This is a genomic window from Nitrosopumilus sp. b3 (genome assembly GCF_014078525.1).
Classification (GTDB): Archaea; Thermoproteota; Nitrososphaeria; order Nitrososphaerales; family Nitrosopumilaceae; genus Nitrosopumilus.
The window spans coordinates 225,008-244,161 of sequence record NZ_MU078693.1; the positions used below are offsets into that span (position 1 = coordinate 225,008).

Annotated in this window: 20 protein-coding genes; 12 read left to right on the forward strand and 8 right to left on the reverse strand. The window is 31.3% G+C overall.

Annotation, left to right across the window (positions count from 1 at the left end):
- Positions 1 to 23: 23 nt before the first annotated feature.
- On the forward strand, positions 24 to 638 hold the full coding sequence (locus tag C6990_RS01340) for a DNA repair protein RadA family protein (protein ID WP_182127937.1): 615 nt from the start codon (positions 24 to 26) through the stop codon (positions 636 to 638).
- A 108-nt stretch (positions 639 to 746) separates the two neighbouring features.
- Positions 747 to 1,046 carry an ATP-binding protein gene (locus tag C6990_RS01345; RefSeq protein WP_007402606.1) on the forward strand — a complete coding sequence of 100 codons (300 nt, stop codon included), beginning with the start codon at positions 747 to 749 and terminating at the stop codon, positions 1,044 to 1,046.
- Positions 1,047 to 1,081: 35 nt separating this feature from the next.
- Here C6990_RS01345 and C6990_RS01350 read toward each other — a convergent pair whose 3' ends face one another.
- The gene (locus tag C6990_RS01350) at positions 1,082 to 2,074 is read right to left on the reverse strand and encodes a cupredoxin domain-containing protein (protein ID WP_182127938.1); all 993 of its coding nucleotides are present in this window, start codon (positions 2,072 to 2,074) and stop codon (positions 1,082 to 1,084) included.
- A gap of 147 nt (positions 2,075 to 2,221) precedes the next feature.
- Between C6990_RS01350 and C6990_RS01355 the strand changes: the two genes are divergently transcribed.
- Positions 2,222 to 3,973 (forward strand): HAMP domain-containing protein, encoded by a 1,752-nt coding sequence (locus C6990_RS01355; RefSeq protein ID WP_182127939.1) that lies wholly within the window; start codon positions 2,222 to 2,224, stop codon positions 3,971 to 3,973.
- Positions 3,974 to 4,037: 64 nt separating this feature from the next.
- Here the strand turns inward: C6990_RS01355 and C6990_RS01360 are convergent, their stop codons facing one another.
- Together C6990_RS01360 and C6990_RS01365 are read right to left on the reverse strand one after the other, a co-directional pair.
- Positions 4,038 to 5,183, reverse strand: coding sequence for a J domain-containing protein (locus tag C6990_RS01360; protein WP_182127940.1), 1,146 nt, complete (start codon positions 5,181 to 5,183; stop codon positions 4,038 to 4,040).
- Positions 5,184 to 5,283: 100 nt separating this feature from the next.
- Positions 5,284 to 5,706 (reverse strand): universal stress protein, encoded by a 423-nt coding sequence (locus C6990_RS01365; protein WP_182127941.1) that lies wholly within the window; start codon positions 5,704 to 5,706, stop codon positions 5,284 to 5,286.
- Positions 5,707 to 5,828: 122 nt separating this feature from the next.
- On the opposite strand from C6990_RS01365, the gene C6990_RS01370 reads away from it, so the two are divergent.
- Genes C6990_RS01370 through C6990_RS01385 form a run of 4 tightly spaced genes read left to right on the forward strand, consistent with a single transcriptional unit; the run spans position 5,829 to position 9,931 of the window.
- Positions 5,829 to 6,659 carry a CBS domain-containing protein gene (locus tag C6990_RS01370; RefSeq protein WP_182127942.1) on the forward strand — a complete coding sequence of 277 codons (831 nt, stop codon included), beginning with the start codon at positions 5,829 to 5,831 and terminating at the stop codon, positions 6,657 to 6,659.
- Entirely contained in the window at positions 6,656 to 7,339 is a 684-nt protein-coding gene (locus C6990_RS01375) for a VIT1/CCC1 transporter family protein (protein ID WP_182127943.1), read from the forward strand. Before C6990_RS01370 ends, C6990_RS01375 begins: the two co-directional genes overlap by 4 nt.
- Positions 7,340 to 7,351: 12 nt before the next feature.
- On the forward strand, positions 7,352 to 8,656 hold the full coding sequence (locus tag C6990_RS01380) for an APC family permease (RefSeq protein ID WP_182127944.1): 1,305 nt from the start codon (positions 7,352 to 7,354) through the stop codon (positions 8,654 to 8,656).
- Between the two features lie 45 nt (positions 8,657 to 8,701).
- Positions 8,702 to 9,931 carry a cation:proton antiporter gene (locus C6990_RS01385; RefSeq protein ID WP_182127945.1) on the forward strand — a complete coding sequence of 410 codons (1,230 nt, stop codon included), beginning with the start codon at positions 8,702 to 8,704 and terminating at the stop codon, positions 9,929 to 9,931.
- On the opposite strand, the gene C6990_RS01390 is transcribed toward C6990_RS01385, so the two are convergent.
- Both C6990_RS01390 and C6990_RS01395 read right to left on the reverse strand, forming a co-directional pair.
- A complete protein-coding gene (locus C6990_RS01390; protein WP_255465082.1) occupies positions 9,928 to 10,566 on the reverse strand; it encodes a hypothetical protein in 639 nt (212 codons plus the stop codon). The genes C6990_RS01385 and C6990_RS01390 overlap by 4 nt on opposite strands.
- A gap of 56 nt (positions 10,567 to 10,622) precedes the next feature.
- On the reverse strand, positions 10,623 to 11,987 hold the full coding sequence (locus tag C6990_RS01395) for a KamA family radical SAM protein (RefSeq protein ID WP_182127946.1): 1,365 nt from the start codon (positions 11,985 to 11,987) through the stop codon (positions 10,623 to 10,625).
- 145 nt (positions 11,988 to 12,132) lie between these two features.
- On the opposite strand from C6990_RS01395, the gene C6990_RS01400 reads away from it, so the two are divergent.
- Genes C6990_RS01400 through C6990_RS01420 form a run of 5 tightly spaced genes read left to right on the forward strand, consistent with a single transcriptional unit; the run spans position 12,133 to position 17,363 of the window.
- Entirely contained in the window at positions 12,133 to 13,878 is a 1,746-nt protein-coding gene (locus C6990_RS01400; RefSeq protein WP_182127947.1) for a mechanosensitive ion channel family protein, read from the forward strand.
- Positions 13,879 to 13,920: 42 nt separating this feature from the next.
- Complete coding sequence (locus C6990_RS01405) at positions 13,921 to 14,796, forward strand: ribose-phosphate diphosphokinase (RefSeq protein WP_182127948.1); 876 nt, start codon at positions 13,921 to 13,923, stop codon at positions 14,794 to 14,796.
- On the forward strand, positions 14,796 to 15,743 hold the full coding sequence (locus C6990_RS01410; RefSeq protein WP_182127949.1) for a TRM11 family SAM-dependent methyltransferase: 948 nt from the start codon (positions 14,796 to 14,798) through the stop codon (positions 15,741 to 15,743). Before C6990_RS01405 ends, C6990_RS01410 begins: the two co-directional genes overlap by 1 nt.
- Positions 15,740 to 16,639: a ribonuclease Z gene (gene rnz / locus C6990_RS01415; protein ID WP_182127950.1), complete on the forward strand. Its 900-nt coding sequence runs from the start codon at positions 15,740 to 15,742 to the stop codon at positions 16,637 to 16,639. The genes C6990_RS01410 and rnz overlap by 4 nt, the downstream gene beginning before the upstream one ends.
- 1 nt (position 16,640) lies before the next feature.
- Positions 16,641 to 17,363, forward strand: coding sequence for an SIR2 family NAD-dependent protein deacylase (locus C6990_RS01420; RefSeq protein ID WP_182127951.1), 723 nt, complete (start codon positions 16,641 to 16,643; stop codon positions 17,361 to 17,363).
- A gap of 1 nt (position 17,364) precedes the next feature.
- On the opposite strand, the gene C6990_RS01425 is transcribed toward C6990_RS01420, so the two are convergent.
- The 3 genes from C6990_RS01425 to C6990_RS01435 all read right to left on the reverse strand — a co-directional run bounded on the left by C6990_RS01425 (position 17,365) and on the right by C6990_RS01435 (position 19,136).
- A complete protein-coding gene (locus C6990_RS01425) occupies positions 17,365 to 18,108 on the reverse strand; it encodes a hypothetical protein (RefSeq protein ID WP_182127952.1) in 744 nt (247 codons plus the stop codon).
- Between the two features lie 84 nt (positions 18,109 to 18,192).
- Positions 18,193 to 18,591, reverse strand: a complete 399-nt coding sequence (locus C6990_RS01430; protein WP_182127953.1) for an RNA-binding domain-containing protein — start codon at positions 18,589 to 18,591, stop codon at positions 18,193 to 18,195.
- Positions 18,588 to 19,136, reverse strand: a complete 549-nt coding sequence (locus tag C6990_RS01435) for an AAA family ATPase (protein WP_182127954.1) — start codon at positions 19,134 to 19,136, stop codon at positions 18,588 to 18,590. The genes C6990_RS01430 and C6990_RS01435 overlap by 4 nt, the downstream gene beginning before the upstream one ends.
- Positions 19,137 to 19,154 lie beyond the last annotated feature (18 nt).

The following is a 19,154-nucleotide window of genomic DNA, read 5'->3' on the forward strand; positions in this document are numbered from 1 at the left end:
TATATCTGTTAAATGCTAAAGTGGTGTTGGATAAAAATCCTGAGTTAATTGTAGATAATGATTTGGCACATATCAAAAATGAGTTTGAGCTAAATATTCCAAGTTTAGTTTTGTGCTCTGAACCTTTTCACAAAGCCGAATTTCTTTATAGATTAATCAATTCTATCGAACATCAGATTATCTTTGTAGACTTGGATTTACTTTACACTGGTTATGTTAAATCTGGTATGATCCCAAAAAATAATAATGTAATAATTTTTCATCCTGAGAAAGAAAACTGGGAAGAAAAATTAACTGAAATTATCTCCAAAGTTTCAACGGAAAAATTTCTGGTTGTGATTGATTCATTTAACGGAGTTTACAACATGTTTGATGATCTAGAATCTGCAAGATTTGTAAATTCATGCATTATGCTTCTATCATCACTGGCAAATCAAACAAATTCATCAATTGTCATTTCTGGAATGGCAAGAAAGAAAGAAAATGTCGGATGGATCATTTCGCCAGGAGGAAAGCAGATTATTAAATCTGGAAAAACAGGTGTCTATTTTATTAAAAAAAATCAAAGCAATCTGATTTTTACTAGTTTGAAAGAAAATGATCGCAAATCATTCATAATAGAACATCAAAAACTCTGATACAACTGCGATCAGATTTTTAAACGCCGTTATAAAATTTGAAACGCCGTTATAACAAGAAATTCTAAGGCAAATTATATTAAGAAGAAATCAAGATTGAATTCTGTTATGCCAGTAGGAATTATTCCAGACATCAGCGAACAAATGTGTATCGGATGTGCACTATGTGTAGAAATCTGTACAACATTAGGTCCAGATGTCCTTAGAGTAAAACCAGTTGAAGGCTGGAAGAGAGGTAAAGCATTTGTTTTCTACCCAGAAAGATGTATTTCTGATGGTGCATGCATCGGTGTATGCCCAACAAAAGCAATCTTTTGGATGAGACCAATGGACTTTACTGTTGGACAACCAGTTCCACTCTACAAGAACTCAGTCTTCGTCAAAGGTTGGACTGAATTAATCGATTAGATTAATTCATCAATTTTTAATTTCTTTTTATTATTTTAGATTTTAACAGAACCAGTCTTTTCCTGTGAAATATTTGGTTTTTTCTTTAACCAAATCAACGCTCCAATAAACAGAATGCCTGGAATTAGAATAATGAATAGCATTAATTCGTAATAAGTGGTAAGTCTTTGAGCAGGTTTAATGTGATAGGTTTCATGAGATGTTTTTTTTGGATTATCATAAACTGCAGTAGTAAAATCAACTGATCTTTGTTCTTTATTTTGTACATCTCCAAAGACAGTTACACTTTCTTCTGCAAATATAGAGGGAGTATGAATTCCCTCAATCCTTACTATGATTGAACCAGACTCACTGAAAACAAAATTTCTGTAATCACCTCCAATCTGACTTAGTCCTTCATCTCGGAAAATCTCTTTTCCATTTTGAAATATTACAAAATTGTATTTCATTTCTGCTAGATTTGAATTCGTTTGAGGATCATAGAATTGATATACAAATTGTATTTTTTCATGAGTTTTAATCACAGGTGGATCCCATGATAGATTAACTTCCAAAGATAAATCTGGTGTATATTGTAATAATGGAAAATCTATTTTTGCACCAGTTGCATCATGTGGATAATCTGGAATTTCTTTTTCAATAATTAGCACTCCTTCCATCCATGGATGAATAGTGCAATAATAAGAAAAAGTACCAGATTCTTCAAATTTGTATGACCATGATTCTCCTGGCATGAATCTACCGCTATCAAAAATTCCATTTGGAGTTCCAAAGTTATCACTCATCCATCCAAATCTCCCAGATCCTTCTCCACTTGTAACAGTATGACCTTCTTTGTCATCATTATACCAAGTAATTGTATCACCTACTGTGGCGTATAGTTGTGGTGGATCATACCATACTTCAGCAGGAGTGTTTAATTCTGGATTATATGCTCCTAGTGGAATATCAATAATGTACTCATCTGCAGAAACGACAGGAATTGAGGCTAAAATTGTAAAAATTATTGAAAATATTAAAAACTTCACATTTTAAAATTATTAGCTCATTAAATAAATACTTGATTTAATTTTCATCGATGAGAAGTAATTATCAAATCAAAGAATTAACCCAAATATATTAACTCAAGATTTGTAGAAGGTTTCATATTAACATAAAATGAATGTAGAGTTAAAATGGTAATTTCAATCAATCTTGGTAAAAAACTAATTTTTTTGGTAATGATCGTATCAGTTGTTGCTCTTTCAATTACAGGATTTCTTAGTTTCAATTATGCAGATCAAATACTAAAACAAAGAGCAGGAGATCAATTATTAGGAGAATCAAGTGTGCGCGGAGATTCACTTAGGGTTCTTTTTGAATCAAGAATTGATCAAAATAATATTCTTGCAAGTGATCCAATGATTCAACTTTTAGTTTCACAAATGAATCAATCTTCTGAAAATGAATTTCAAGAATTAAAAGAAAACAATCGTAGAGATTTTTTAATTCAGATTCAAGCTTTTCAGAAGCTTATTGGATTTTCCATTGGGTTTGAAGATGTAAAAATTATTGGTGCTAATGGAAAAGTTTTCTTTTCTCTTGGAGCAAATAGTGATGAAGATTTCACTAATGATCCATTTTTTCAAAGAGGTCAAAAAGAATCTTTTATAGAATTTGAACCAGCAGAGTCTGGTAAAAAAATGATTGTTGTTTCACCAATTGTTGCAAGTGATAGTAAAAAAGGAGATGAACCAATTGGTGTAATCATTTCAAGAATGAGGACAGCATCAATAGATAATGTTTTGATTAGTAGAAGTGGATTGGGAGAAACAGGGGAAGTGTACATCGTAAATGACAAGTTTATGATGTTATCGGAATCTAGATTTTTTGAAAATGCTGTGTTTGAACAAAAAGTAGATACTTTGCCAGTTCAAAAATGCTTCAACGAGGGTGAAGAATACATTGGGTTTTACAAAGATTATAGAGGAATTCCAATATTTGGTTCATCATATTGTGCAGATGATTTAGGAATTACTTTACTTGCAGAAATTGACGAATCAGAAGTTGAAAAACCAATAATAATTCTACAAGAGAGAATACTAGAAACAGGAATAGTAATTACAATAATAATGGGAATTGTAGCTTTTGGTATTTCTAAATCACTATCAAGGCCACTAACTAAATTAAAAAATGCTGCAAATAAAATTTCAAGTGGAGACTTTGATGTAAGAACTGAGATTAATACAGGCGATGAAATTGGTGAATTGTCTCATGCATTTGATTCAATGGCTGAAAAGCTTCAAGACTCAATAATTGAGATTAAACGCAAAGAGAAGGTAATCAAACAACTTGAAGGCGATATGCTGTTAAAATTTTCTCAGCACGAGCAAAATGATTGTGTTGGGGTGATTGACATGTCAGACTCGACAAGAATTTCATCTAAATTATCTGATCAAGATGTTACAAAGTTATATGAAATTTTCCTAAACTTTATGGCAAAAATTATTCGAGAGTATAATGGTGAAGTGGTAAAAAACATTGGTGATGCTCTAATGTTTAGATTCCCAAATGTAAATATTGCAGATCAAAAAGTTTTGAAAAATATTTTTGAATGTTGCTTATCAATGATTGAATCACATGAAAAGTTACAAGAGAAACTCAAAGCTGAAAATATGCCTCAAATTGATTATAAAATTAGTTTGACATATGGCTCTGTCAAAGTTGCTGAGAGTACAACTTCAAATATTAGTGATATTTTCGGCCCAACAGTGAATCGATGTTTTAAGATTAATTCATTATGTCCAAAAAACAGCATAGTGATTGGAGAGAACATGAATAATATTTCAAAAAGTTTTTCAGAATACAGTTTTGATGAATTAGTTGTGGCTGAATTGAAACAAAAATATGATTATAGGGTATATGAAGTAAAAAGGAAATTGGGATAATTAGAAAGAAAATAGACTTTTTGCTAAAGTATACAACCAATTAGAACCAAAATGATCAATTTTCTTATAATCCAAATTTAGATTTCCAACTGCTTTTTTGTTTTTTAGATGGTTTCTTTGAAAGGTTATCTAGCATATCATAAGTAATTGTAAATCCATGCCCAACCATTGTGTCATCTTTACCATAATTTTCTTTATTGGTAACAAATTCATCCGATAAGTCTCTGATTTTTTTAGTTTTTACATCAAACAGACGAATTTTTTTTCCATTTTCAAGTCTGATAATTGCATCACCACTTAATCCTTGAATTGAAAAATTTTCAAAGAATCTAATGGTTCCACCTTGTTTTAATTCAATAGTTGAATCATAAGTAAACTTTCCACCATAAAATAAAATTTCACGTGCAGTTACTGTTACATCATCTTCTACATTTAGAATAATAGCAGTATCTGCTTCTATTGATACTGAATTTACAAGGTTTTCAGCTATAATTTTTCCATTTGGTGCAGAGAGATGTGTTCTATGTTCAATGATTTGAAAAATACCAACTCTTCCTTGTGGATCTTCAACTTTGAATTTTCTTCCAAAAACATTTCCAACTACAATGTTTCCATTATCTGCAATAATTGTAGCGCCATTTTCAATTCTGTATTTATTTTCAACAGGATCAACAAATTTGAAATCTCCTGAAGTCAGATGAATATTAGTTTTAAATTCCTCAGTCCATGAAGGACTTGAAACACTTCCTTGCATAATTATTGGACCATCATAAGTTAGATTTCCAGCCATAAAATTCCCTTTAATTGATAGAGCACCATTTGCTTTCCTTTCTAATTCAATTTCTCCCAGAGTTTTAGAACCAAATAGTCTTGTTCCAGTGGCACCTGACCTGTTCAAAGCTGCTGCCCATTCTTCGGCAGTTTTCATTTCTTTTGATAATTCTTGACCTAGAATCTGATTTTTTCGTCTAATATCAGCTTCTGAATCACCAGAATATACTTTAGAATTTTTTAGTTTTTCAAGATCAGTGTCAGGATATTTTTTACCAATTTTGATGTCTTCATATGCTTGTTTAATTTTGATAAATTGATCGTTTTCTCCCCCACGATCTGAGTGATATTGAAGTGCTAATCTTCTAAACGCATCTCTAATTTCCTTCTCCGTTGAACTTTCTACAATACCTAAAATATCATAATTACTTTCTACCATTTTTTACACCATCAAAATTTAATTTTCATATTCCTTATACTTGTAGGTTTTTACTTACAGAATATCAAGGATGTGAAAAAATGGAAAAATTAGAAATGAATTATTTCACAATTAATACCGGGATCTTTGTTTTGTGCATTACATAATTTGAGGTACTTCCAAGGAATGTCTCCTTAGCTCCTCCTATACCTCGTGCTCCAAGAACTATCATGTCAAATTTTCCTTTTTCTGCGGCTTTAACAATCTCAGATCCAGTATGACCACCACCGGTTTTGTATTTGAATGTGGCACCAGCCTTTTGAGTTTTATTCATTGCAGGACCAATTGCTTTAACAGCTTTTTTCTGTGCTTCATCCTTCATTTTTGCAGTATACTTTATCCCTGCAGCTAATGGTAAATGAAATACATAAAATCCAGTTATTTCAGCATTTCCACCTTTTGCAATTTCAATTGCTCTATCTAATCCTCTCATAGAGTTTGGAGAACCATCAAGAGGCACTAAAATTTTATTGAATTTAGCCATACTAAAAATTTAGAATCTTCCAATATAAACAAATTCATTATTTCCAATGTTGAAATGGTAAAATGTAATCAAATTTGGAAATTATACTTTAGTTTTTATACAAAAAATCAATAAAAAAAGAATTGTCAATAGAAGAAATAGCAAATAATCCAATTTCAATTATTAAAAATTCAACAATTTCTGATGCAATTAGAATGCTATTGAATACAAAAATTAGTAGGCTAGTTGTTGTAGATAATGGAAGACATGTTGGAATAATTACTGAGAAAGACATAGGATTGTTTTTATTTTCAGAAAATACAATGCAGGGACTAGATGATATTCCTATCAGTAAAATTATGAAACCAATTGAGTTTGTAGATAAGGGATTAAATCATAAAGATTCAGCAAAAATTATGATTGAGAAAGGAATTAGCTCATTAGCAATTGGGAAAGATGAAGAAGTTAAAGGAATTATTACAAAAAGCGATCTAGTTACATTTGTTGCAGAAAACTTTTCAGGAAAAAAGAAAGTAGTTGATTTTATGACTCATGATTATGAATTTACTCATACTGCAGCTCCATTGTATAAAGTTGTAAGAAAAATGTTGGAGAAGAAGATCTCAAGAATCATTGTAAAAAATCAAAATGAAGAAGCAGTTGGAATTATTTCATTTAGGGATTTATTTAGAATTTCAATTGAACTTGGTAGTGAAGAAGATTATTCTGGATTTAATCTTTCACAGAACATTAGAAGAGGATTTCTATCTGAAGAAGGATTTGGGAATATTTCATTAGCAAGAGATGTGATGACCAAAGGATTAATCACTGTAAAATTCAATGAAGATTTAGCTGTTGCATGTAAAATCCTCTTAGAAAATAATGTTAGTGGATTAATAGTTCTTGATGGTAATGATGGTATTTCTGGAATTTTTAGTAAAACTGATATCATGAGAGCTCTTGGATCAATATGAAATGGCATTTTGATGATTTTATTTATGGCTCAATTGATGGTGCTGTAACAACTTTTGCTATAGTAGCCGGAGTAGTTGGAGCATCATTATCTCCTAGTATTATTTTGATTTTGGGATTTGCAAATTTATTTGCAGATGGATTTTCAATGGCAGCTGCCAATTATCAAGCATCAAAGGCACGAAATGAATTTGTTCAAATGAAAAGAAGGCAAGAAGAGTGGGAGATTGATAATTTAGAAGAACAAGAAATTGATGAGATCAGAGAAATTTACAGAGAGAAAGGATTCAAGGATGAATTACTAGAGGATGTTGTACGAATTATCACATCTAAAAGAAAAGTTTGGGTAGATACGATGATGAAAGAAGAATTAGGCTTAATTGAAGACGAAAAGAAACCACTAGATAGTTCTGTTAGTACTTTTGTTGGTTTTAATTTGATTGGAGTGATTCCTTTAGTTCCATTCATGATTTTCATGGTGTTGGGGTTTGAATCAAATTCAAATGCATTTATCTATTCTACAATTTCTGTTCTTTCTGCATTTTTTCTGGTAGGAATGATAAAAGGAAAAATTGTTAAAAGTTCCATGATTCGTGCTGGAATAATTACACTAATCATTGGGGGTGTGGCAGCAATGGTTGCTTACATTGTAGGATACGGATTAAATTTTCTGGTGTCTTAGGATTTGTAGTAAATGTCTGAATTAAAGCGTCACATGGGTCTTTTTCATCTTACCATGTATGGGGTAGGTTTGATTTTAGGTGCTGGAATCTATGTCTTAATTGGAGAAGCCACAGGTATTGCAGGAGATACTGTATGGATTTCATTTGCGTTAGGATCTGTTGTTGCGTTATTTGCAGGATTTAGTTATGCGGAGTTATCATCAGTATTTCCAAAAGCTGCTGCAGAATATGTTTTCATTAAAAATGCTTTTAAAAATAATTTTTTTGCATTTATCATAGGATGGCTAACTGCCATCACATCAATTATTACTGCTGCAACAGTTTCATTAGGGTTTGGCGGGTATTTTGCTGAATTTGTAGACATTCCAATAATTATTTCTGCTATGGGATTGTTAGTTATTCTTTCAATTGTAAATTTTGTGGGAATTAGACAATCATCATGGACAAATACTGTTTTTACAATAATTGAAGCTGCAGGACTAATACTGATAATTATTATTGGTTTTACATTTACTAGTCCAGAACCTGTAAATTATCTTGAAAGTCCATCTGGATTTACTGGAATTGCTATTGCGTTTGTTTTGATATTTTTTGCATTTATTGGATTTGAAGATATGGCAAATATTGCTGAAGAGGTAAGAAAACCAAGGAAAACAATTCCAAGAGCAATAATTTTGTCAGTTTTAATATCTGGAACAATTTACATTTTAGTTTCTTTAGCTGTTGTACGAGTTGTAAATTGGGAAGAATTAGCAACTTCGGCTGCACCAATAGCATTAGTAGCTGAAAGAGGATTAGGTGCACAAGCTCATATCTTACTTTCATCAATTGCTCTTTTTGCTATTACCAATACAGTTTTGATTACACTTGTTGCAGGTTCTAGAATGTTTTATGGAATGGCAAAAGAAAAAGTATTTCCTTCCATATTATCGAAAATTCATTTTAAAACAAAAACTCCTTGGATAGCAGTCATTTTGATTTTAGTCATTTCATTGATTTTTACATTAATTGGAGATATTGTAATTGTTGCAAACATTACAGTCTTTGCAATTGTGATAACCTTTGGTGCAGTAAATTTAGCAGTAATTGTATTACGTTACACCGAGCCTGATATTGAAAGAAAGTTTAGAGTTCCGATAAATATTGGTAAATTTCCAATTCTTCCATTATTTGGGTTAGGGATTTCAATCTATATGGGATTCCAATTTGAAATTGAAGTTGTGCTTGTAGGATTAGTGATTATTGGAGTTGGAGCAATATTCTACAAGATTTCAAAAAATTCTATGAATAAATCTAAAAGCACATCTCAAAGTTGATTTTTAAAAATTAGTTTTAATAATTTAGTTTAATCTTAATGATCAATGGTTCTAGAATTTGATGCAATTCCTTCATTGATTGGTATTTTGGTTTTAGTTATTCCTTCAATGCTATTAGGTCGAATTTGCAAACATTTTGGAATTTCTGAAATAATTGGTTTTGTGATTGGTGGAATAATATTAAGCCCATTTGCATTTGGTGGATGGATACAATTCTTTGATAGGCCAATTATAGAATTAAATGAATTAATCTTATCGTTTTGGCAAATTGCTGGAATTATAATTCTATTTTCAGCTGGTCTTCATTTTCCTTTTTCTAGTTTAAAGAATGCGGGGGTTAAAGCTATCATTGTCGGTATCACAGGAGTGATTGTCCCATTAGCACTTGGATATGGTATTTCTATTTTATTTGGAATTGAGTGGATGGTTGCACTCATCATTGCTGCAACTCTAAGTGCAACAAGTATTGCAGCAGCTGTAACAATTCTAGAGGAATTAGATAAAGAGAAAACACAAGAAGGGAATATCTTAGTTAATGCAGCAGTTCTTGATGATGTATTAGGATTAGCAATTTTATCATCAATTATTTCAATTGTGATTGGAAATGCATTACCATCTTTGGAATTGGTGTTATTTGAGATCTCAGAATCATTAATTTTGTGGATTGTGCTTCTATTAGCTTCTATATTTTTACTTCCCAAGATAGTTCATGTTGTTGCAACTATGAGACCAACCTCCCTTGAATCACGAGGTACAAAGCAAGCAACTGCATTAGGTTCAGCTTTTGGTATAGCAGCTATTGCTGCAAGTATTGGACTTAATCCTATAGTAGGAGCATTTGCAGCAGGAATGGGAATTGCAGGTTCAAAGTTAGTGCGGCAAGTAAAAGAGTTTGTTGGGGAATTACAAATAATTTTTGCGCCATTTTTCTTTGCAGTTATAGGTGCACAGATTGATATTACAAATATCCTAAGTGTGGATCTATCTTTATTTTTAGTAATTTTGGTTATTGCCATTCTTGGTAAAATTTTGGGTGCGGGTGTTCCAGCTATCATATTACTCAAAAATAAGAACAAAGGCTTACGAATAGGATATGGAATGGTTGTAAGAGGAGAAATTGCATTTATCACTGCAGGGTTAGGTTTAGGTTATGGAATTATTTCAGAAAATATTTTCTCTACATTAATTTTTGTAATATTGGGAACTATTATTATTGGACCTATATTATTAAAACATTCATTTAAAAATCAAGATAAAATTTCAAATTCTACTTAGTTCTTTTTAGATTTTACAAGTGCAGTTATTGCAATGCCAATTCCAATAATTCCAACTCCAATTCCAATATATCCTATATCCATTTGCTGTTTAGATTCTTCAAGAGAAATAACAGATTCTTTCAAATCATTTACATCACTAATTAGTGCAGTATGTCCATCAATTATTTGATTCAAAGTAAGATCAGAAGGTTCAGGGAATTCAATGTAAGCACGTTCTTCAACTTTTGGTGGATGCATTGATAAACTAATTGGGGTATCTTCAATTGTTCCCAAAATATTTGCTTGATAAAATCCAGAGATAGTTGGATTAATGAATGCATAATATTTTCCTGGAATATTATGATCTGGTGATAAAGGAAGTGTTATACTTTCATCTTTATAGATTAATTTTATCTTAACTGTTTTTTTTAATCCTACAATTCCATTTTTAAAAACTTGGTCTTCAAGTTCTAATCCAGGCTCAAGTGGACTAACAAAAAATTCAATTGCGTTAGTTTCACCAGAAACAACTGGTTCATTCATCCAACCTATTTCTACTCTATATTCTCCGACAGAATCAACTGTATGCCCATATGCAGTACCTGCTAAACCTGAAGCAAATAATAAAAATAAAAACAAGAGTTTTGTTTTCAATACTAAAAAAACTTTAATTGATTTTAAAAACCTTTGACTGATTTTCACAAATAATTTTAGGATTCAGGATAGTCATCAAGGGGGTTTGATTTTTTGAAATTTTTCATCTCTTCATCAAAAAAGAATTTTTCAGTCAATGCAGGCTTCAAGTCATCTAACCATATTGCATTTTCATCGTACTTTGCAAAAAATGGAACTTGAACCCAGTCAGGATTTCTACCTTGTAAGAATCGTAAAACAATTACTTTTTGATCGTGCAGATCTGCAGTACCAATAACATGTACTTTTCCTGGTGTTGCTGACATGCTAGGTCCACGAACAGTTCTTGCCAATCCACTAACTGATGAATATGCTTTTTTGAAAATTTGATAAGCCTTTACTAAAGGAACACCAAAGTAATGCTGAGCACCAGTATCTCTTACAACAAACATGTAATATGGAATACATCCCAATTGAACTTGTTTAGTCCACATTTTTGCCCACATTTCAGCATCATCATTTATGTGAGCTAAAAGTGGAGATTGTGTTCTAATAACAGCGCCAGTAGATCTAATTACTTTAATTGCCTCTTTTACTGCATCAGTTTTTAATTCATTTAGGTGATTAAAGTGACCCATAATTGCTAGATGAATACCGCTATCAACTATTTTTCTAAATACATCTAACATTTCTTGAGAATCTGAATCAGTTAAAAATTTGTAAGGCCAATATGACAAAGCTTTTGTTCCAATTCTAATTGTTTTGAGATTAGGAAGTTTAGCATCAAGTAGAGAATCAACATATTTTGAGAAAATTTTTGCTTTCATGATCATTGGATCTCCACCTGTAAATAAGACATCACTAATTTCTGGATGCTCTTTAACATATTGTACTAGTTGTTGTCCTTCCTGCATTGCAAACTTCATTTCATCCATTCCAACAAATTGTGGCCATCTAAAACAAAAGCTACAGTATGCATGACATGTTTGGCTTTGGCTTGGAAAGAAAAGACAGGTTTCTTTGTATTTGTGCTGCATTCCATATAATTTTGTTCCATCTTTTAGTGTAGGGACATTTAGTTCCATCTGTCCTGCAGGATGTGGATTTAGCTGTAAACGAATCTCATTTGCAATGGCTGTAATTTCTTTTTTATCCAAATTATTTTTTAACGCAGTCTCCATTTTTTCATAGTGTTCAGGTTTTAGCATTCCTTTTTGTGGAAAAGTTAGTACGTACATAGGATCATTTGGAATATTATTCCAATCAATTAATTGCTCAACAACGTAGTTATTTGCTTTAAATGGCAATACATTTCCAACAACTTCCATTTCGAATTGAATGTCTTCCCCAAGTTTCTGAATTTGTGGAAGAGTTCTAAAATTCGATAGGGTGTAGGATTTTAGTGATGGTGAAGAATCCCAAACTGTCTCTTGATAGGTCACTTAGTTATTAGTACAAATACCATTGTTAAAGGTTACACGCTTTTTATGCCTAAAAATTTTAAATTTTATAATAGTTATATTAAAAATTCTAGCATAAACGGAGTTAACCTTTGTATGATAGGAAAAAGGAGAAAAGGAGATCCAAATGGCTGAAGAAATAATCGAGGCTGTATCAGGCCAAGTAGACCAGTTTCAAGGCATATCTCAGCTTCTAGCCTCATCAGAATCTCTTCAGGCAGCATTTATTGTATTAATTGTAGGCATTATTGGAATTACAGTAATTTATCGCACATTTTCAAAATGGGTAAAGAAGCAAAAATTGAATTATGTAAGACCGCATCTTTCAAGATTTGTTAGAGTAGTAGTTTTACCAGTTTTTGCAATCATACTAATTACTTCAGTGAATTTTTACATACAATCATTTGCGTTGTTTGAAGATGATACCTTTGTAAATCCAGAAGAAAAAATGTCGCCTAGTGAAACGTTTGCAAAGATTCTCAATACAATAAACATTCTCGTAATAGGGTATTCTGTTGCTCATTTAATTCCAATAATACTTCGTAAAAAAGAAAAATCAAATTTGGAGAAAGAAGATTTTGAATCATGGAAGGAATTACGTGGATTTCCTGATGATGATGGTGATCTGTTTCATAAATTCTACAAATGGGTACCTCCAAAACATACACCAGATGAATTAACAGATGAGGAATTTAAAGAAAAGTTAAAGACCGAAGAGGGAAAAAAATTTCTGGAAGAATTTAGAACAACAAAAGGACTACCAATAGGAAGTTTTGAACAATTAGTTAAAGATCCATTTGAAGAATGGAAAATTTCTGAAAGAAAAAAATATGAACAATATTTTGATGCTTGTGTTTCTGGAAATAATGAATCTGGGAAAAAACTAAAGACTGGACAAGATGTTGAAGAGATTTTCCCTATAGATACATGGAGAGAAGAAAAAAGATTTAATGGGTTTGATCCAATAATTTCTGGATCAAAACCACCAGGTTATGCTAAAAGAAAAAGAAAAGATCTTCCAAAATCAATTTCTCAGATTTTACCACTTGGAATATTTGTTGCAGTAATACTTGGAGTAATTAGTTGGTGGGGAATAGATTTGATAATACTTGCAACTGCAACAGGAGGGCTGGCTATAGGTATTGGATTAGCATTACAAGAAACCATGCAGAACTATTTTGCTTACATATTGATTAGAAAAGATAAGATTTTTGCAGAAGGTGAGCGAGTACAGTTAGATACTGGCTATAACGGATATGTGCATAAAATTACTCCCAGAGTTACTTTCATTCGTGATGCATTAAATGAATCATATGCAGTGATTCCAACAAGACAGCTTGTTAATTCTCAAATTATTAATTATTCAAAAGAAATCAAAATGGTGCCTGCAATTGTTGAAGTAGGAGTGTCTTATCTAAATAATCCAAAGCAAGTAGCCTCAATCCTAGTTAAAATCGGAAAACGTGCAATGAAAGAAGTTATTGATGAAAGAGGTAGACACCTAATTAGACAACATAGATGTCCTTACTTGGATGACAACAAACCTAGCTGTGGGTGTGATAAGGATATTCATGTTGACATAAATCAACCTGTTGTTAGATTTAACAAATTTAATGATTCATCATTAGACTTTTCATTATGGGTATATGTTAGAGATTATGGTGCACAATTCAAAACTAAAACAGATATCAGAATAATCATGTATGAAGAATTTAAGAAATACGACATTAGAATTCCATGGCCAATTAGAACAGTGTATCAAGGAGATGAAAAACGGGAGGATGAAGAAATTAGAAAGCTTGATGAAGAAAGAAATCAAGTTTTAGATGAATTTGGTACTGGTGACTTAGGTCGTGGAGCTGGAGAAGATTGATCTTCTCAAAACTTAAGAATCCCATCAAATCACAATTCTTTGTTGAGTAGTTTATCAGTAATTTCAGGAAAATCATCTGAAGCTTTAGCAAAAAGACTGTCGAACAAATTAAAGGCAAATCTAGTAAAATCAGAAATTAGAGTTTTTGCTGATGGTGAAAGTAAAGTTACGCTTAATGGTAAAGTGTCTAAGAAAAAATCAGTTGTAGTACAGTCAATTTATCCACCAGTTGATACCAATTTGATACAAGCATTGTCATTGATATCAAAAGCTAAAGAAATTTCATCACAGGTTATTGCTGTAATTCCATATATGGGATATGCAAGACAAGATAGAGAGTTTTTGCCTGGAGAAATTGTAACGATGAAAGTTCTTGGGAAATTATTCAAAGGGGCAGGTGCATCAAAAGTTATTGCTGTAGATATTCATAGTTTGTTAGGATTTAATCACTTTACCATAAAGACAAAAAATGTAACTGCAATTCCAGATCTTGTTGAGTATTTTAAGAAATTGAGGCTAAAAAACCCTCTAATTGTATCACCTGATCAGGGCGGAAAAGAAAGAGCAGAGGAATTTGCTAATAAATTTGGAACAGAGTATATTGCTTTAGTAAAGAAGAGAGATAGGAAAACAGGTAAAGTACAGATTCAAACAAAAAATGTAGAAGTTAGTGGAAGAGATCTTATTTTAGTCGACGATATGATAAGTACTGGTGGCAGTATTGTCAAGGCTACACAATTTCTTAAAAAACAAAAATGTGGTCGAGTGTTTGTTGCATGTACACATGCTCTTTTAATGAATGACGCAGAAAAGAAAATTAAGAAAGCAGGGGTGACAAAAATTGTTAGTGCAAATACAATACCAGGTAAAACATCTGTGGTAGATGTTTCAAATACAATTGCAAAGGCAATAATATAATGCCAGAAAGTTTTTTTATTTTATCTAAAGATTATCTTGAACTTGCAACTGATGAAATAGTTGCATTATCAAAAATGTATGATAGATTTTCTAAGGTTAAAATCATTTCGAATTTGGTAATAATTCAATCAAAAACAAATTGGGAGAAAATTACAAAACGTGCATCATTTGTAAAAATTTCTGGTCAGATTTTAAGAAAGATGTCAGGGTTATTTTTAGATGAAGGAAACATTGGAGTTTTAAAAAATGCTAAAACTTTTGCTTGTAGAATAATTAATTTATCATCTAACCAATTCAATGTTCCTGAATTAGAGAGTTCTATGGGAGATATGATATCAAAGTTTTCTCATGCAAAAGTAAAGTTAGAAGATCCTGATATTACGGTATATCTAATATTTACAGATGAAGAAAACTTTTTTGGCTTTTCAAAGAGAATGAAAGAGGTCAAAAGACCGAAAAAAATTACTAAATATCCCCATGAATTAGATTGGAAATTAACTAGAGTTATGATAAATTTGCTAGGAATTAAAGAGGGTGAAACTGTTTGTGATCCATTTTGTGGCACAGGTACAACTCTCTTAGAAGCCGAATCAATGGGTATTCATGCAATTGGATTAGATTTTGATGAAAAAATGTGTAAGATTTCAAAAGAAAATCTTTTGGTAAATGGCTACAAATCAAAAGTTGTCAACTCGGATTATCATGAATTATCAAAGATTTCTGAAAAAATTATCGGTATTGTCACAGATTTACCCTATGGAAAGTCATCAAAAACATCAGAAAAACCAGAGAAAATCCTCAAGGAATTTTTCTCAATTCTGCCTAAACGTAAAAGAGGTGCAATAATGTACAAAAAAGAATTAGATAGTAAATTGAGATTAAAGGGAATTAAAAAATATGAAATCTATAGGCATAAAAGCTTAACAAGGACAATTTTGATAAAATGAAACTTGTATTTTTAGGAACTTCAGCAGCGCAGCCAACTGAAAGGAGAGGACTGTCATGTATTTGCTTAGAAAAAGATGGTGAAATTCTAATGTTTGATGCAGGAGAGGCAGCACAAATATCGTATATGAAGTCAGGTTTGGGATGGAATAAAAAAATGAAATTGTTTGTAACGCACCTTCATGGAGATCATTGTGTAGGAATTTTAGGATTATTACAAACAATGTCTATGCAAAATAGAACAGAACCTTTAGAAATTTTTGGACCAAATGGGATTGAAGAATTTATTGCTGCTAACATCAAAGTATTAAATTTTGGATTATCATTTCCTGTTTTAATTAATATCATTAAAGAAGGAAAAGCCTATGAAGATAAAAAATTTTCAATATATGTTTGTAAAGCAAATCATTCAGTAACTGCATTTTCATATTTATTTGTAGAAAAAGACAAACCAGGAAGATTCAATATTGATGAAGCTAAGAAATTAGGAATACCAGAAGGAGAGTTGTGGAATAAATTACAAAATGGAAATGAAATAGAAATTAATGGAAAAATAGTACGGCCAGATCAGGTATTAGGAGAAAAACGGTCTGGGAAAAAAATTGGTATTTCAGGTGACACAATGCCTACTAAAGAACTGGAAAAATTTTTTGTAGGTTGTGACTATCTTGTATTTGATTCTACATTTTTAGATGAAGAAAAACAAAGAGCACAAGAAACATGTCATTCTACTGCAAAACAAGCTGCAACAATTGCAAAAAATGCAAAAGTAAAGAATTTAGTTTTAACACATTTTTCAGCAAGATATAAAGATGAAATTGGACATTTGCACGAAGCCAAAAAAATTCATGATTCAGTAATTACTGCAAGAGATCTTTTAGAAATAGAAATAAAATAAAATGTTTGAAATAATCAAAGATAAAATTCAAAATATTAAAAAAATTGTAGTTGTAACAGGAGCTGGAGTATCTCAAGAAAGTGGAATTCCAACATTTAGAGGAAAAGATGGATTATGGAGAAACCATGACGCTATGAAACTAGCTACAATTGATGCATTTTATGATAATCCTGAATTAGTTTGGGCGTGGTATAATGAAAGAAGAGTAAATATTTTTGCAGCTAAACCAAATCCAGGCCATAAAGCCATCGCTGAACTGGAAAAATATGTTCATGTATCAATTTTAACCCAAAATATTGATGGGCTTCATCAAAAAGCAGGTAGTTCAGAAGTATTAGAGTTGCATGGAAGCATCATTAAAATCAAATGTTCAGTTTGTGATTATAAAGAAGAAATAAAATCAGAGTTTTCAGAAATTCCACCTATTTGTAAATGTGGAAATATTTTACGACCAGATGTTGTATGGTTTGGAGAATCTTTGCCTCAAGATGTTTGGCAAAAATCTATGATACTTGCAAGTCAATGCGATTTGATGATAATTGTTGGAACATCTTTAGTTGTGTCACCTGCAAATACATTACCTATGTATGCAAAACAAAGTGATGCAATTTTGATTGAGATCAATCCAGAAAATACTGAAATGTCATCTGAAATGGATTTAGTGATTAGGAATACAGGTTCAAATTCATTACCTGAATTAGTATCTCTGTTTAAACAAAATTAAATCATTTTTGTGAAAAGATACCATTGATGTTTGAATCAGAAGAATCTCCAGGATTGAATACTGATGAAGCTACTGTACCGTAATCTTGATGATCAATTACCATATCCACATAGTATGGAATTCCTGTTGCATCATTTACAGTAGTTTCAAACATTGAAGTAAAATATGTACCAGAAAAAATTTCTTTATCTGTAGTTCTAATTACAACGTTAACGCTATTTGTTTTTCCACTTGTATCTGAATATTGAAGAACAATATTATCATCAGATTGTTGTTTGGTAGATAAAGATAGTGTTTCATATGTAATTGGAGTAGTTTGAGTTGTAGATGTAACAGGAGATGGTGATGAACTAGGAGGTGATCCTAATGATTTTGAATTTTGTGATGTTGAATTTGTTTCAAAGACATTCTTAACAGATTCAATTGGATTAAAATTAGAAATTCCTTCAGAAATTACTTTTTGTGATGATTCTTTTACTTCAGAAATTTCATTGGAAATTTTATTTCCAGTCTGAGTTATTTCATTAGATATAGTATTTCCAGTTTTGTCTATAATTTTATCAATAGATCCATCAATTCTTTCTTCTACTGAATCTGAAGCTTTAGATCCAAAATCTGATACATCGCTTTTTAAAGAATTAATTACGCTTGCAGAAGTTGAAGGAAATAGTGTATCTATCTCAGTAGAGAATATCATGCCTCCTAAGATCAAAATGCCAGCTATTACGCCTAATTTTATGAACATTTGATAATAATTTAAAAAAAATCATTTTAGATTCATACTAAAAAAAATAGTCAAAAAAGAGTGAATTTTCTTAACTAAGTTTTCCTAATTACCTAAAACAATCCAATCAATGATTCCATCAATATTTGGTGAAGAAAGAATTACTTTGATTGGTCCTAAAGGAGATTCTTCTGGTTGTTCACAAATTGCTATTTTTTCAACAAATGCCGCCTGCTTGTTAAGATAAAACCAGGTTGTATCATTATCTAAATTCTTTTCAAGATAACGTCGGTAGGTGTTTTGAGTTTTTTTTGAATGAACTGTTTCATAGATTTTTTCAAAAGATCTTAATTCTTTTGATTGTGCTACTACTGAAAAATCTTCAGTTCTAATTGTTGAATATGGAAAAATATTTGAGATAGACGTTTTAACTTTTTCAGGATCTTCAGAAGGGTGTAATGCACAATTCATTTCCAGTGTGCAGTTAATACTTGGAATTTTCATTCTATCCAACTTTGTATGATTTCATAGGCTTTATTGATTAATTCATCTTTTGTTAAGTCAATATTTGATATTGCATAATCAGATAATGCAATTGAATTGCTAATTCCAACTCCTAATTCACGATTATCTCTTTCTTCAAAATGCTCTTTTGTTTGTGGATCATCTGTTCTGCCTCTTTTTTGAAGAAAATCAAATCTTGTATCTGTTGAAGCATGAATTGCTAATAGTTTTACAGTTCCATATTTTTTTAATACTTTTATTTCATCATTTGATCTAACTCCATCTAATAATATCACTTGAGCTGTAGAAGATTCAATCTGTGGTTTTACTAATTCCGCTATTGCGCCAGGACCATTTTGTTTTCTTAGTTCTAGCATTAATTTACCTAAATTTGATCTTGTTAATTCTAAATTTCTTTTTTTTGCTTCTTCCCTGACAGCATTTCCCATATTGATAATTTTGTATCCTTTTGATTCCAAACCTTCAGCAATGGTAGATTTTCCAGCACCAGGCATACCTGTTAAGCATACAATTAGTTTTGTCAATATATAGCAAAAAAAAGA